Source organism: Psychrobacter sp. SZ93C1, assembly GCF_015864635.1.
GTDB classification, from domain to species: Bacteria; Pseudomonadota; Gammaproteobacteria; order Pseudomonadales; family Moraxellaceae; genus Psychrobacter; species Psychrobacter fozii.
Genome location: NZ_JADYWY010000007.1, coordinates 166,419 through 181,228, shown reverse-complemented (window position 1 = coordinate 181,228; position 14,810 = coordinate 166,419). Strand labels below are relative to the sequence as shown.

The 14,810-nt window shown below is 44.1% G+C and carries 15 protein-coding genes; 11 read left to right on the top strand and 4 right to left on the bottom strand.

What is annotated here, in order from left to right:
- The first annotated feature begins 370 nt into the window (after positions 1 to 370).
- Positions 371 to 1,777 carry a uracil-xanthine permease family protein gene (locus tag I6E83_RS10495; protein ID WP_194197767.1) on the top strand — a complete coding sequence of 469 codons (1,407 nt, stop codon included), beginning with the start codon at positions 371 to 373 and terminating at the stop codon, positions 1,775 to 1,777.
- Positions 1,778 to 1,867: 90 nt separating this feature from the next.
- Here I6E83_RS10495 and I6E83_RS10490 read toward each other — a convergent pair whose 3' ends face one another.
- On the bottom strand, positions 1,868 to 2,533 hold the full coding sequence (locus I6E83_RS10490) for a TetR/AcrR family transcriptional regulator (protein ID WP_197101764.1): 666 nt from the start codon (positions 2,531 to 2,533) through the stop codon (positions 1,868 to 1,870).
- Positions 2,534 to 2,817: 284 nt separating this feature from the next.
- Here I6E83_RS10490 and uraD point away from each other — a divergent pair, with 284 nt between their 5' ends.
- The 10 genes from uraD to I6E83_RS10440 all read left to right on the top strand — a co-directional run bounded on the left by uraD (position 2,818) and on the right by I6E83_RS10440 (position 12,068).
- Positions 2,818 to 3,339: a 2-oxo-4-hydroxy-4-carboxy-5-ureidoimidazoline decarboxylase gene (gene uraD, locus I6E83_RS10485; RefSeq protein WP_197101762.1), complete on the top strand. Its 522-nt coding sequence runs from the start codon at positions 2,818 to 2,820 to the stop codon at positions 3,337 to 3,339.
- Between the two features lie 35 nt (positions 3,340 to 3,374).
- Complete coding sequence (gene uraH / locus I6E83_RS10480; protein ID WP_197101754.1) at positions 3,375 to 3,743, top strand: hydroxyisourate hydrolase; 369 nt, start codon at positions 3,375 to 3,377, stop codon at positions 3,741 to 3,743.
- A 156-nt stretch (positions 3,744 to 3,899) separates the two neighbouring features.
- Positions 3,900 to 5,237, top strand: a complete 1,338-nt coding sequence (locus I6E83_RS10475; RefSeq protein WP_197101751.1) for a urate hydroxylase PuuD — start codon at positions 3,900 to 3,902, stop codon at positions 5,235 to 5,237.
- Positions 5,238 to 5,343: 106 nt separating this feature from the next.
- Positions 5,344 to 6,324 (top strand): allantoinase PuuE, encoded by a 981-nt coding sequence (gene puuE, locus I6E83_RS10470; protein WP_197101749.1) that lies wholly within the window; start codon positions 5,344 to 5,346, stop codon positions 6,322 to 6,324.
- A 93-nt stretch (positions 6,325 to 6,417) separates the two neighbouring features.
- Positions 6,418 to 7,254: a bifunctional allantoicase/(S)-ureidoglycine aminohydrolase gene (locus tag I6E83_RS10465; protein ID WP_197101747.1), complete on the top strand. Its 837-nt coding sequence runs from the start codon at positions 6,418 to 6,420 to the stop codon at positions 7,252 to 7,254.
- 192 nt (positions 7,255 to 7,446) lie between these two features.
- Positions 7,447 to 7,971 carry an ureidoglycolate lyase gene (locus tag I6E83_RS10460; protein WP_194197853.1) on the top strand — a complete coding sequence of 175 codons (525 nt, stop codon included), beginning with the start codon at positions 7,447 to 7,449 and terminating at the stop codon, positions 7,969 to 7,971.
- A gap of 222 nt (positions 7,972 to 8,193) precedes the next feature.
- Entirely contained in the window at positions 8,194 to 8,469 is a 276-nt protein-coding gene (locus I6E83_RS10455; protein WP_197101745.1) for a Trp family transcriptional regulator, read from the top strand.
- Positions 8,470 to 8,557: 88 nt separating this feature from the next.
- Positions 8,558 to 9,970: an anthranilate synthase component I family protein gene (locus I6E83_RS10450; RefSeq protein ID WP_197101743.1), complete on the top strand. Its 1,413-nt coding sequence runs from the start codon at positions 8,558 to 8,560 to the stop codon at positions 9,968 to 9,970.
- Positions 9,971 to 10,048: 78 nt separating this feature from the next.
- Positions 10,049 to 10,696 (top strand): anthranilate synthase component II, encoded by a 648-nt coding sequence (locus tag I6E83_RS10445; RefSeq protein WP_197101741.1) that lies wholly within the window; start codon positions 10,049 to 10,051, stop codon positions 10,694 to 10,696.
- A 418-nt stretch (positions 10,697 to 11,114) separates the two neighbouring features.
- Positions 11,115 to 12,068, top strand: a complete 954-nt coding sequence (locus I6E83_RS10440; RefSeq protein ID WP_197101739.1) for a DMT family transporter — start codon at positions 11,115 to 11,117, stop codon at positions 12,066 to 12,068.
- 115 nt (positions 12,069 to 12,183) lie between these two features.
- Here the strand turns inward: I6E83_RS10440 and I6E83_RS10435 are convergent, their stop codons facing one another.
- From I6E83_RS10435 to I6E83_RS10425, 3 genes are all read right to left on the bottom strand, one after another.
- Entirely contained in the window at positions 12,184 to 12,930 is a 747-nt protein-coding gene (locus I6E83_RS10435) for an amino acid ABC transporter ATP-binding protein (RefSeq protein ID WP_110923194.1), read from the bottom strand.
- Positions 12,931 to 13,055: 125 nt separating this feature from the next.
- Positions 13,056 to 13,739: an amino acid ABC transporter permease gene (locus I6E83_RS10430; protein WP_181416279.1), complete on the bottom strand. Its 684-nt coding sequence runs from the start codon at positions 13,737 to 13,739 to the stop codon at positions 13,056 to 13,058.
- 74 nt (positions 13,740 to 13,813) lie between these two features.
- A complete protein-coding gene (locus I6E83_RS10425; protein WP_110923195.1) occupies positions 13,814 to 14,650 on the bottom strand; it encodes an amino acid ABC transporter substrate-binding protein in 837 nt (278 codons plus the stop codon).
- Between the last annotated feature and the right edge of the window lie 160 nt (positions 14,651 to 14,810).

Below are 14,810 nucleotides of genomic sequence, written 5' to 3'. Positions count from 1 at the left end.
GCTAATGTTAAAAAAATGTTGCAATAACTAACCCTTTCCCTATACCCTTAGATAGTTGACCAATTAGTCAGGTTTGTAATAATGGCTATTTGCTAGACTCATAAATAACTAATAGCTACCTACTTTTATGTATTCACATAAAAATAAGTGCGACTCTTTGTGAGATGGCTAAACAATACGACTGCTTCTCTAAACTAGAATCAATTCAGTTGGAAAGTATGACAGGGCAACCGAGTGTAGAGGTATATTGAATACTTCAAACGAGGCTGACGCTGTAACGCATTTATAGTGCATTGACACTATCTATCATCGCATTGCTTAATAATCTCCATAGAGCTGGGACTGAAAGTCACCTTAGGAGGAAGCCAAGATGAGTGAGCACACTCAAGGGAACCCCGATTTATTGTATGGACTGCATGACCGTCCTGCTCCTGCAAAAGCATTTTTAGGGGCAGTACAACACGTACTTGCCAGCTTCGTTGGTATCATTACTCCATCATTAATCATAGGCGGTGTCTTGGGTTTGGGGGAACATATCCCCTATCTCATCAGCATGTCATTGATGGTTTCAGGTATTGCAACCTTTATCCAAACACGTAAAGTTGGGCCAGTCGGTTCAGGTTTAATGGCATTACAAGGCACCAGTTTTGGCTTCTTAGCCGCCGTACTAGCAGCAGGCTTTGTGGTAAAAAACAGGGGCGGTAGCCCAGAGGAAATTCTCTCTGTCATATTTGGGGTGTCATTTCTTGGTGCCTTTGTCGAAATTTTCTTAAGTCAGTTCATCACCAAACTCAAATCATTGATGAGTCCAATCGTGACAGGTTGTGTGATCGTGACTATCGGTCTATCACTAACTAAGGTTGGATTGACAGATTTGGCAGGCGGTGTCGGTGCTGAAGACTTTGGTAGTATGCAAAACCTACTACTAGGCGGTGGTGTGTTGGTCAGTGTGGTACTGATTAGTATCGTCAACAATAAGGTTATTCGCTCAAGTGCGATCTTTATTGGGTTGATGCTTGGGCTGATAGCTGCTGTCTTTATGGGACGTATTGATTTTTCTCTAGTCTCTGAAGCCCCTCTATTTACGATGCCTGTACCTTTTAAATTCGGTTTTGGTTTTGACTGGCAGGCTTTTATCCCTATTGCCTTTATGTATGTCATTACCAGTATTGAGACGTCAGGTGATTTGACGGCGACTTCAATGATCTCAGGCGAGCCAATCAAAGGCCCAGTATATGAGAAACGTATCAAAGGCGGTGTACTAGGTGATGGTGTTAACTCATTGATTGCAGCGGTATTCAACACATTCCCAGTGACGACTTTTAGCCAGAACAATGGTGTTATTCAGATGACGGGTATTGCCAGCCGCTATATTGGTTTTTATGTTGGCGCTATCTTATTCACCATGGGCATGTTCCCTATCCTTGGCGCTATCTTTACTCAGTTACCCAAGCCGGTCGTTGGCGGTGTGACATTGCTGATGTTTGCAACGGTAGCGACTGCTGGTATTCGCATCCTATCAACGGTGAACTTCACCCATCGCAATATCTTGATTATTGCAACTTCTTTAGGTCTGTCAATGGGTGTGGCTTTTGTACCTGATGTATTCGCACAAGCACCGCAGCTATTCCGTAATATCTTTGGTTCAGCGGTGACCATGTCGGGTATCGTCGCTATTGCACTTGATATGATTTTACCCAAAAATTACGGTGTCGAATTTGATACAGCAGAACAGCATTTGGACGATGGTCTAAAGCCGCTTAGACAAAAAATTTAACCTTCAATAATGAAAATAACGCTAGCGCATTAATAATGTACTAGCGTTATTTTTTATAATTTGTCCGTAAAAAATGGCAAGAAACAATCGTTATTCAAGACCACAGCCGCGTAAGATAAACGGCACCAAGAAGTCAGCGGCACGTGTTTCGTCCTGCTGGTCATAATCAGTCTTTTCCATCAAGCCAACGATTTCTGTTTCAAATTCAGCATAGCGTTGCGTCGTTGCCCAAATCAAAATCAATAACTGTAATGGGTCAGCAATGCCAATTTTGCCTTGCTCATGCCAGACTTTCATGACCTTTGCCTTATCAATCGCCCACTCTTTCATCGTCGTCGACATAAAATTATGCAAATGTGGTGCGCCGCCGATGACTTCAAGCGCAAACAGTTTATGTCGGTTTGGATTGGCAAAGGCTTGATGCAATTTGGTACGAACAAATTTTTCGATGACCACTTTAGGGTCACTATCAACTGTCATAGTCACTAAACCATCATTCCACTCTTGAATAATAGAGTGCAGCACCATCTGATATAGATTCTTTTTATTTTTAAAATAATAATGAATATTGGCTTTTGGCAGCTTGGCTCTATCAGCGATACTTTGCATCGTCGCACCACCAAATCCTTGCAGCACAAACTCTTCTTCAGCTGCCGCTAGAATGACAGCCTGATTATGCGCACGAATGCCTTGCTGGTTGTGCGGTGTCGCCGCCTCAAACGTCTCTTGTATGTTTATGTCGGTCTCTTGGGCCATATGAGTTATACCTGTCGTTATTATGATGAATAGATAGCAGGATTCGAGTAAGTAGCTCTATTTAATTTCTAATTTTTATGAAATATAAGCCACTTAAATAAAATATCCTGATAAAGTAGTTGACCAAATGGTCAGGTTTGAGCAGAATAGTAATATTAAACCAATTATTATTCGATAAATACTATTTCAGTATGTGATTTTGTATCTAGCAGCATGAGCGTATCACCATAAACCCAATGCCCGCCCATTCTAATCCATCACTGTTAAATGAAAAGGACATTACTGTGAAATTATCTTTACAGCAATTTAACGAACTCTCGCCAGCTGACGCAACCTCACATCTATTGACCTGTTGTACCAGCACTCACTGGGCGCAGACTTTAGTAAATAAACGTCCTTTCATCGACATGCACGCCGTGCTCGCCCATAGTGATGATGCTTGGATGCAATCTCAAACGGATGAGCAGAATCTATTAGAGGCGTTTGATGGGCATCCACAAATTGGTAATGTCGATTCGCTAAAAGAAAAATATCGCAATACGCAAGACAGTGCAGCACATGAGCAATCAGGTGCCAATGATGCTGAAGACGATGTCATTGCAGCATTGGCGCAAGGCAATCAAGATTATCTCGATAAATTTGGTTTTATCTTTATTGTATTTGCCACCGGTAAGAGCGCTCAGCAAATGCTGGATCTACTGTTAGCACGGCTACCAAATGATCGCGATACTGAACTCGTTAATGCCGCTGCCGAACAAAATAAAATCACGCGTTTACGGTTACAGAAACTGCTGAGCGCCGCGTAAACCTTATCTGCCACACATATATAAACGGAGTTATTATGTCAGCCACTCTCTCATCACATATCTTAGACACTCATCTAGGCAAACCAGCGGCTGATGTCGCCGTGACCCTACATCGTATTACCGATAGCGGCGAAGCCACTCTATTGGCAAACGGTATCACCAATGCCGATGGCCGCGTGTCTCCTGACAGCTGGCAGTTTGGCTCAGAAATTGATAGTAGCGAATCTGATTTGAGTCATGGCCGTTATACGCTGACTTTTGATACGCAGTCTTACTTTGATACACAGCAGCTCACCGCATTTTATCCGCAAGTCATCATCGATTTTATGGTGCGTGATGCCAATCATTACCACATACCGTTATTGCTTAGCGCACATGGCTACAGCACTTATCGCGGCTCGTGACTGTATTTGATGGCATTTGATTTGAGGTCATGACGACGAAATGACGGTGCAAGAGCACATTACCGTACATCACAGTACATCGGTATATTAAATAACAAAGCATATCGAACAAAAAAACGCTGACGACAGAACATTGTAAAAAAGGACATTTGCCACATGGGCGCTTATTATCTCGACTGGTTAAATTTATTTTTCCGCTGGTTCCACGTCATCGCTGGCGTAGCATGGATTGGGGCTTCATTTTATTTTGTTTGGTTAGATCTCAGTCTACGCAAGCCTCCACAGTGGAAAACGGACAAAGGTATTTCTGGTGACCTATGGGCGGTACATGGTGGTGGCTTTTATGAAATTGCCAAATATAAGCTCGAACCTGAACAGATGCCCAAAACGCTGCATTGGTTCAAATGGGAGGCTTATACCACTTGGCTGACGGGTATGGCCATGCTGTCTATCGTTTACTATGCCAATGCTACAGCCTATCTGATTGACCCAAGCAAAGTTGCCTTTGGTAGCAGTGTTGGTGCTATCTCGACCAGCTTGTTGTTCTTATTCGGTAGCTACTTTATCTATGAAGTCATTGTCCGTAGTCACTTGGGCAAAAACTCACTTATCTTTAGTAGCATTATTTTTATCCTATTGATTATCGCTTGCTGGGGTTCGTACCAGTTATTTAGTGACCGAGCATCGTTCATCCATATCGGTGCCATTTTAGGTACGGTTATGGCGGGTAACGTCTTCTTTGGTATCATGCCCGCCCAACGAGCGCTAGTCGATTGTGTGAGGCGCGGAGAGAAACCGGGCAAGGAAGTAGCCGATTTGGCACTACAAGCCAAAAACCGCTCACTGATGAATAACTACTTCACCCTGCCGCTTATTTTTATCATGATTAGCAATCACTATCCGATGATGTACGCTCATGCTCACGGTTGGTTGATTTTAGTCTTTGTGTGTATCATCACTGCCATTGTGCGTCATTACTTTAATCAAAAGCATTTGGACAATCATAAGCCGCGCTATTTGGTCATTCCTGCGGTATTGACCGTACTGCTAATTATTTGGATGCGTCCTGAGCCAATTGAACCATTGCCTGTTGCCACCGCTGCAGTCGCAGCTGAAACGGTAACACCTGACAGTGTACCACCAACTACTGAGAGTGCAGTCGCCAGTTCTGTTGTAAGTACTGATGCCATTTCTGATGAAGCTGTCTCCAATGAAAGTGTCACTGCCGATGTCGTGCCCGTAGCTGCTTCTGCTGACGATGCTATGATGAATGTCGTGCACACGCGCTGTAGTACTTGTCATGCAGCACAGCCTACTCAGCAGGGATTTGCCGCGCCGCCAGCAGGTATAATCTTGCAAACGCCAGCAGACATAAAAATGCATAAGGCCAAAATAATCACTGCCGTACAAACAGGCTATATGCCATTGGCCAACCTCACTCAGTTGACGGATGAAGAACGTCAGCAGATGGTTGCTTATGCGTCAGGATTATAGATAACGGTCGATAGATACAGATCGTATAAATCCAAAGTTATACATTACTTTGCTGCAGTTGCTCTAGTTTATTTAAGGCATTTAAGATATTGAGGATACATTTATAATGAGTAAAAAAATAACCAGTGATTTCAATCAAGACACCTACCCTCGCGACTTAAAAGGCTATGGTGATAAGCCACCAAAAGCCAACTGGCCGGGCGGTGCCAAAATCGCTGTTCAGTTCGTTCTCAATATTGAAGAAGGCGCAGAAAACAGCGTCATTCATGGTGATGGTCAGTCAGAGCGGTTTTTATCGGATGTTTTGGGCACGCCAGAGTTTAACAATCGCCACCAGTCGATTGAATCAGCATTCGAGTACGGTAGCCGCGTCGGTGTGTGGCGAGTATTGGATACCTTTAAAGAGTATGGTTTGCCTATTACCACTTTTACTTGTGCTGCCGCTGCCGAAAAAACACCGCATATCATCGAACGCGTATTAGAAGATGGACACGAAATTGCCAGTCATGGTCTACGCTGGATTACTTATCAAAATATGTACCGCGAAACCGAGCGTGAGCACGTGCGCCGCGCGACTGAGATATTCGAGAGCATGATTGGTGGTCAGCCGCTTGGTTGGTACACTGGTCGCGATAGCCCCAACACTCGTGAGCTGGTCGCCGAGCAAGGTGGCTATATTTATGACTCTGACTCATACGCGGACGAGCTGCCATACTGGCTCAACGTTAAAGTAGAAGACGGTAACAAAATTGCACGCAAACCGCATTTGGTTATCCCTTATACGCTAGAAACCAATGACATGCGTTTCGCTTCTAGCCCCGGATTTACCAACGCTGAACCTTTTTATCAGTACTTAAAAGACAGCTTCGATACCTTATATGAGGAAGGCGCGCATACACCTAAAATGCTAACGATTGGTTTGCATTGTCGCATCATTGGCCGTGCTGGTCGTATTACTGCCCTCAAAAAGTTTTTGCAATACATCACTAGTAAGCCTGACGTGTGGGTATGCCGCCGCGATGACATTGCCAAACACTGGTATAAAAACCATCCAGCCACTGCGGACAACACGGCAAACTGGCTGTAACCCTACGTTTAGACACCCATTTATCGCAGCACACCATCATTATCGCAGCACACAATCATTATCGCGGCACAACACCATTAAGGAATATTAATAATGTCAAAAAAAAGCACTTACTACGCACCAACTGGCGGCTTACCTCCACAAACGCAGCTACTATCAGATCGTGCTATCTTCACCGAAGCTTATGCGATTATTCCCAAACGTGTACTAACTGACATTGTTATTAGCTACCTGCCATTTTGGGAAGGAATGCGGATGTGGGTAATTGCACGTCCTTTAACTGGCTTTTCAGAGACCTTCTCACAATACATCGTTGAAGTAGCGCCAAACGGAGGCTCTCAGAAGCCTGAGCTAGACATGAAAGCCGAAGCCGTATTGTTTGTCGTTGAAGGTGAAATGGATATTACCATTGAGGGCGAAGCGCATCATTTAGAAGCGGGCGGCTATGCTTTCTTACCGCCAGAATGTAAATGGACGGTGAAAAACAACAGCGACAAGCACGTTAAATTTCATTGGATCCGCAAAGCCTATCAGTTTGTAGACGGTATTGAGGTGCCCGAAGCTTTTGTCACCAGCGATCACGAAGTTGACGCTATTGAGATGCCGGGCACAGATGGCGTATGGGCAACCACTAGGTTTACAGAGCAGTCTGATATGCGTCACGACATGCATGTAAATATCGTTACTTTCCAACCGGGTGGCGTGATTCCATTTGACGAAACACATGTGATGGAACATGGGTTATATGTACTAGAAGGTAAAGCCGTCTATCACTTAAACGGTGAATGGGTAGAAGTAGAGGCCGGTGATTTTATGTGGCTACGCGCATTTTGCCCACAGTCTTGCTATGCCGGTGGACCGGGTCCATTTAGATACTTACTCTATAAAGATGTGAATAGACATATGCCATTTATTCGTCCAGAGCGATAAGTCGTCTCTTTTTTGTATTAACCTGACTATAAATAAACAATATAGACGCATCATCGTTTATTTGAGTATGTCATTTATTCTCAAGTGGTGATTTAGGTCGCGTACTGGTTTATGATAAATTAGCTCATAATAATTATAAACAGTGATTGTAAATAGTAATCACCAAAAGTAAGGCAAGTCATGAGTACTCTTATGAAGACTACGATCGTTGCAAAACCTTTAACCAAAGCTGATTTTGCGCCCTACGGCACCGTTATCGAACCCTATGATAAGGATGAGCAAACGCCTGAAAACAGCTACCATATCAATAAAGGCTACGCATGTCGCCATCATGCCATCGCCGAGGCTAAGCTTGATGGTGGTAATGTGGGCATGAGTATCTTCCGTGCCAAAAAACGTGATTTCCCTATCTGCTTATCGGTGATGGAATACCATCCGTTTGGCACGCAGGCGTTCTTTTCCATGAATGCTCAGGACTATGTCGTTGTCGTTGCTCCCGCAGGTACGCCACCTCAATCTGCTGATGATTTGACCGTGTTTTATGCCAAATCTCATCAAGGGGTGCAGTATGACGCCAATGTTTGGCATCACCCCCTACTCGCACTGGGTCATGACTCTGACTTTTTAGTGATTGACCGTATCAATGGTGAAGGCAAAAATTGCTATGAGCTTGATATAGACGGTTGGCAGGTACAAATTGAGCTTGCCTCAAAGTAGGTTTGAGCGGTATTAATAAGAAATGATAGACAGGCCAGCTAATCACCATTAGCTGGTTTTGTTTATTTGGTAGATTGAATCTTATGACAATATTTGCGACTGTCATTTATAAGCCAAGATACATTCTATTAGCTGTCTTGTTTTTTATGTACTATTATACTAGAATACTGAAACAAGACTAAAGCAATACAGTCATCTATCCCATTATGAAGATTAAATACTATGAGTACTGACCCTTATTCGAGTTTACTAAAGCATTTAGCGAATTGTAATGACAGTGCCGATATTGCTGAACTGTTCCGCGCGCTGTTGACGGATAAAGAACAGCTTGAGATTGCCAACCGTATTCGTATTTTTGACGCTTTAGATCGTGGCATCACCCAACGTGAAATCTCTGAGCAGTTAGGCGTCGGTATCGCAACTGTCTCGCGCGGTGCTAAAGTTATGCAAAGTCATGACGTCAGCGCCCTATTAGCGACACACAGACAAGACTCTTAATATAGTCAATCCACTATATACGACACCATATTATTTGAATTTCTCCTATTTTTAACTGACACATATTTGAACTATTTCGGACTTTGTTATGACCTCTCCTACATTACAGCATAGCCAACCTGCGGCGATTGATATTCCTAGCAAGCCACAGCGTATCAAGCTCACTCAAGATATTGATTTTTTTGCGCTATTTAAACGCATCGAAAGCACTTTTGATACCTGCTATTTACTCGAATCTTTAGGCGAAGACAGCCATATCTCACGTCATCATGCCATTGGTTTTGATCCAGTTATGACCATCGCAGCATTAGACTGCACTACCCTTGCGATTACTGATAACAAAACTACCCAAACCAGCCACTACCAAACTGAAAACCCATATCAGTTACTACGTCAGATTACCCCTCAGCATGTCATCGCTCGCGATCAAAGCGGTGGTCTGGTCGGCTATTTAGGCTATGACAGTGTGAATTTCTTTGAGCCCAGCCTAAATGCCAAGTCTAGCGACGACTTTGAACCATTTAAGTTTGGTGTGTATTTAGATGGCTTGACGCTCGATAAAATGACTGGTGAAATTTTCTACTTCTACTACCCAACCGCGCAGCAAGAAAATCGTATCGAACAGATCAAAGCCTTATTTGATATCGACATTCCAAGCTATGAGAAGCCTACGGTTGAGTTTTTGGGCGATGGTATGAGCCAAGAGGAACATGCCAAAGTAGTAATGAAGGTCAAAGAAGATATTGTCTCTGGGCGTATCTTTCAGTGTGAAGTAGGGTTCAAGTCTAAGTATCGTATCGCGGGCGATAAGATGCCAATTTATGAAAAACTGCGCGCCGTCAATCCTTCACCGCACATGTACTTTATGAAGTTTGCTCAGCAGTGCATCATCGGCGCCTCACCTGAACTGCTATTTCGCTTACGTCAAGGTGAGATGGAAACTTATCCACTCGCAGGTACAGCCAAACGCGGCGTCGATGTGATAGAAGACCGTAAGCTCGCCCGCGCATTGCTCAACGATGACAAAGAAATTGCCGAACACAATATGCTAGTCGATTTACATCGTAATGATATTGGCCGTGTGGCACGATTTGGCACCGTAAAAGTCCGTAGCTTGATGGATATCAAACGCTTCTCACACGTGCAGCATATCTCCTCTGAAATCGTCGGCATCTTACATCCCAATGAAGACATGTTTAGCGCGCTTGCCAGCAACTTCCCCGCCGGCACATTGTCTGGCGCACCAAAAGTTGAAGCCATCAAAGTCATCAATGAGCTAGAGCCCGATGGTCGCGGTGCTTATGGTGGTGCGCTTGGGTCATTCAATTTCAATGGTGATTGTATCTTTGCTATTCCTATTCGCAGCCTCTTTATCAGTGGCGAATCTGCATATGCACAAACCTGTGGCGGCAACGTTTACGACTCCAATCCTGCCGATGAATACTTGGAAATTCAGCGCAAGCTGTCTGCGATGAAAGTGGTATTAGACAGCTTTATGTAGCTGTCATTTGTACCAACCACAATTCGTAAATTGACCACTTTTTACCTAGCTATATTTTTACAAAAGAGTTTATGACCCATGAATGTTTTAATTATCGATAACTACGACTCGTTTACTTTCAATCTTTACCAATATATTGGTGAGATTTTGCAAACCATGGATGGTGATGAAGAAGCAAACGTCATCGTTAAACGCAACAATGAAATTACGCTGGCTGACGTGCAAGCGATGAATCTTGATCGCATCATTATCTCACCAGGCCCTGGTGCACCTGACGACCCCGCCTACTTCGGTATTTGTGCTGAAGTCATCGAAGTGATGGGCAAAACGACGCCGCTATTGGGTGTTTGCTTAGGCATGCAAGGCATCGCTCATGTGTTTGGTGGCGATGTGATACGTGCCAATGTACCGATGCATGGCAAAGTGTCATCAATTAGCCATGATGGTTCAGGTGTCTATCAAGGCCTGCCGCAAGAGATCGAAATCATGCGCTATCACTCATTAATGGTGAAAGCAGATACGTTACCAGATTGCTTAACCATCACCGCTGTAGTGACTAACGATGCCCATGTTGAGCATAGCTTGGCGGAGTCGGCGTTAGCAGGTGATGAAATTATGGGTCTTCAGCATAAAGACTATCCGATTCAAGGCGTACAGTTTCATCCGGAGTCTTTTGCTACTGAAGGTGCCAAGCGCTTGCTCAGTAACTTTTTGATGCAGGTATAAACCGGTCATATTAGGGTGATTATATTTATATCGATAACATTTCTAAGCGACCCCATAATATTTTCGTGATAGACTAAAATAACGAACAAACAAAAGACAGCCCTCAATCGGGTTGTCTTTTCTTATTTCAGTATTGTATTGCGTCAGACCATTCACAAAATTTGAGCAGTGAAGAAAGCGAGTTCAAACGCTACTTTTGGTAGGCTAAACGAGTTGGCACAGCTGACTGTATTTTTTGAGTTTGGTATATCGTCAGCACGCAATATCGATATAAGAAAACCTTATTAGCCATACGTTGGTATGGTTAACGAAGTTGCTACCCTAGCAGTTTTATAGTGATTAGATTGTAGTTACCCAAGAGGCTTGGACAGCCTATAACTTGTAAATCTTGCGACACTCAAATAAAAAAGAGAACGATATGGCGAACATGGATACAGCAGTGCCATCACCAAAATCATGGATAGGCATCATTCAAATTATCACGGCAGCTATTTGCTGGGGAACACTGGGTATATTTTCTACCTACCTTAATCAAATCGGCTTTAGTGGCTGGCAAGTGACCATACTACGGATTGTCACGGCCGCTTTTATTATATTGGCCATGCTCCCAAAATTATGGCCTGATCTGATTAAGCTGCGCCCAAAACACTGGTTAGGACTGGCACTTCAGTCACTAATAGGTGTGCTTAGCATGTCCATCTGCTATTTTTTTGCCGTCAGCTATGTTGGCGCAGGTCCTGCTGTCGCGCTGCTGTACACTGCGCCCGTGTTTAGTTTACTGTTTTCAGCCTTTTTGCTCAATGAGTCTATTACGCGAAAATCAGCACTGCTGTCACTAATGGCTGTGTTTGGCGTGGGCTTGACGATGCTAGGCGAGCAAGCACAAGTCAACTGGGGTATTTTATTGGGCTTGTCAGCAGGCGTGTGCTACTCCTTATATGGCGTACTCGGCAAGCGTGCTATGCATTATGCTCACCCTGCTCCGCTAGTATTTTTCACGTCCATCATCATCAGTGCAGGTGTACTGCTGCTATTGCCAGAGACTTACAATACTTATGAGCAACTATTTAGTCTGCCTCTGCTGACTTGGGGTTATGTCTTAGGGCTATCTTTACTCGGAACTGTGGTGCCTTTTGGGTTGTACATGAAAGCGTTAGAGAAGCTCCCTGCCAGTCGCGCATCAGTGTTTACGATTTTTGAGCCTCTGACAGCCATTGCCCTTGCCATACTATTGCTACATCAGTCACTATCCCTGATTCAGTATGTGGGTGTGGTGCTGATTTTACTGGCAGCTTTGTTTAATGCTGTGCTAAATGGTACTGCCACTCGTGTGCCACGTTGGTTAAGGTTAAAAAAACGACAAAAAGTTTAAGTGCTCTGTCTCATTATTTAACATCACCTGCTATCTACGCTTATAAAAAAAGCCCCAACCATGACATCATGATTGGGGCTTTTTTCGCTTAGAACGTCAGTTGATTGTCATAACGCTATGACTTCTCGATACGCTGTAAAAATGCCTGCGTACGAGGATGCACTGACAACTCAAACATCTGCTCAGGGCTGCCTTCTTCGACCACGTGACCATCTTCGATTAGTACCACATGATCTGCGACATCACGAGCAAAATTAATTTCGTGGGTCACAACAACCATCGTCCAACCTTCAGAGGCCAGTTGCTTCATAGTGCCTAAGACATCTTGAACCAGTTCTGGATCAAGCGCAGAGGTCGGCTCATCGAACAATAGCAACGATGGTTCGATAGCGAGCGCACGAGCAATACCAATACGCTGCTGCTGACCACCAGATAGCTGAAACGGATACAGATCCGCTTTATCTGACAGACCAACCTTCTCCAGCAGTGCCAATGCCTGCGTACGAGCTTGTGCTTTGGTCTGACCCTGTACTACTGTAGGCCCAAGCATTAGGTTCTCAATAGCTGTCTTATGTGGAAACAAGTTATAAGACTGAAATACCATGCCAGACTTACGCTGTAGTGCTAGCAACGTTTTCTTTTTAGGCTTAGTAGCAAAGTCTACTGTCAAGCTACCATCATCAAAAGCAATGACACCTTGATCGGGAATTTCTAGCGCATTGAGACAACGCAAAAACGTCGTCTTACCTGACCCTGATGGCCCTAATATCACCACCACTTTGCCTTTATTGATAGTCAAGTCGATGCCTTTGAGCACCTGATTGCCACCAAAGGCTTTATGAATATTAGTGACTTTGATCATAAAAATTCCTGTTGTACTGGTCTCTATTTGCGACTGTTTATTCTCGCGTGCTTGTTCTAAAGCGCTTGTATGACTAATGGCTATCTAGCTAATAGCTGTGTAGCTAAGAATTATTCAACCATCACTTATTTTGCCACGTAACGATCTAGCCTCGTTTCAAGCTTACCTTGAATAAAGGTCAAGAACAGACAAATACCCCAGTAGATAATCGCCGCCTCAGTATAAACCAGCATAAACTCATAGTTACGTGCTGTGATAATCTGAGCTTGTTTGAATAGCTCAGTCACCAATACAAGTGAGGCCAAAGAGGTGTCTTTTACCAAACTAATAAAAGTATTGGATAACGGTGGTACTGACACCCGAAGCGCTTGCGGCAAAATGACATGGCGGAAGGTCTGTAGATACGTCAAGCCTACCGTCGAGCCTGCTTCCCACTGCCCTTTTGGAATCGACAAAATAGAAGCACGCACCGTCTCCGATGCATAAGCGCCAATATTGAGCGAAAACGCAATAATCGCTGAAGGAAAAGGATCAAGCTTTATACCAATACTTGGCAAACCATAGAAAATAATAAATAGCTGCACCAGCATCGGCGTACCACGAATCGCCGACACATACACGCGCGCAAGCCGATAGATTACCTCATGGAACCAACTGGCACGCGGCACGATACGAATCAATGCTACTGTCAACGCAATGGCCATACCAATCGCAAATGAGATCAATGCTAGCGGTATCGAATAATAGATACCGCCTTTGAGCATCGGCCAAAATGATGAGATGACAATCTGCGCTCGATCAGGACTCATGAATGGCAATACTGCCAATAAGTCTGCGAACCATGATGCTGACATTACAGAAGCTGGCATGATAAAACCTGACATTATTTTTGTTGACTTATATCAGCACCAAAGAACTCTTCGCTAAGCTTGGTGAGCGTGCCATCTGCGGTCAATTCTGCCATCGCGTCATTTAGTTTTGCTACGACTGCATCATCACCTTTAATCAATACTAAACCTGAACCACGCATCTCGCTAGCAGGAGCCGTCAGTTTGATCTCAAGATCTGCATCTGGGAATTTTTTGAGATAGTCCAATACGGCCAAGTTGTCATTCATCGTAAAGTCAGCACGGTCTTGCTTAACCAATTGAATTGCTTGCGCCATACCATCGACAGGAACGATTTCTGCCTCATAACGTTCTGCTAGCTCACCATAGTTACTGCTGAGTGATTGAGCGGTACGCAAACCCTTTAAGTTATCCCATGAGCTATAACGAGTTTCGTTAGTCGGTGCCAATACTACTGCACCTGACCAGCTATAAGGACTGGCTTTGTCATACTTAGCAAGACGTTCAGGCGTGGTCAAACTGACTTGGTTGGCCACCATATCGAAACGTCCTGAATCCAAACCTGCCAACATCGCGTCCCATTGGGTTTCTTTGAATTCAACGTCTACGCCTAGTTTATCCGCAACGGCACGTGTCACTTCGACATCATAACCTGTCAGTTTGCCACTCTCATCATGATACGTGAACGGAGGATAAGTGCCCTCTGTACCGACGTTGATGGTGCCGCCATTATTGATACGCTGTAGCAAATCAGATCCACCAGTCGCAGCGCTGTCAGTCGCAGTAGTATCGGCATCATTAGTAGTAGACTGACCACAAGCGGCAAGGAACATAGTGCTAGCGGCAAGGGCTAAAAGAGTACGACGTTTCATAAGACGTCCTTATAAGAGTGAATGAATAAAGTGAAAACACATACAACCAATAAATAGGGAAAAGCCGATATAAGAGACCAGTACAATGACTGCCCTGCAATATTCGGCTTTGGCTGCTCGATTTGAGGTTATTTCGCCTATTTTTCAATACTGTTTCTGG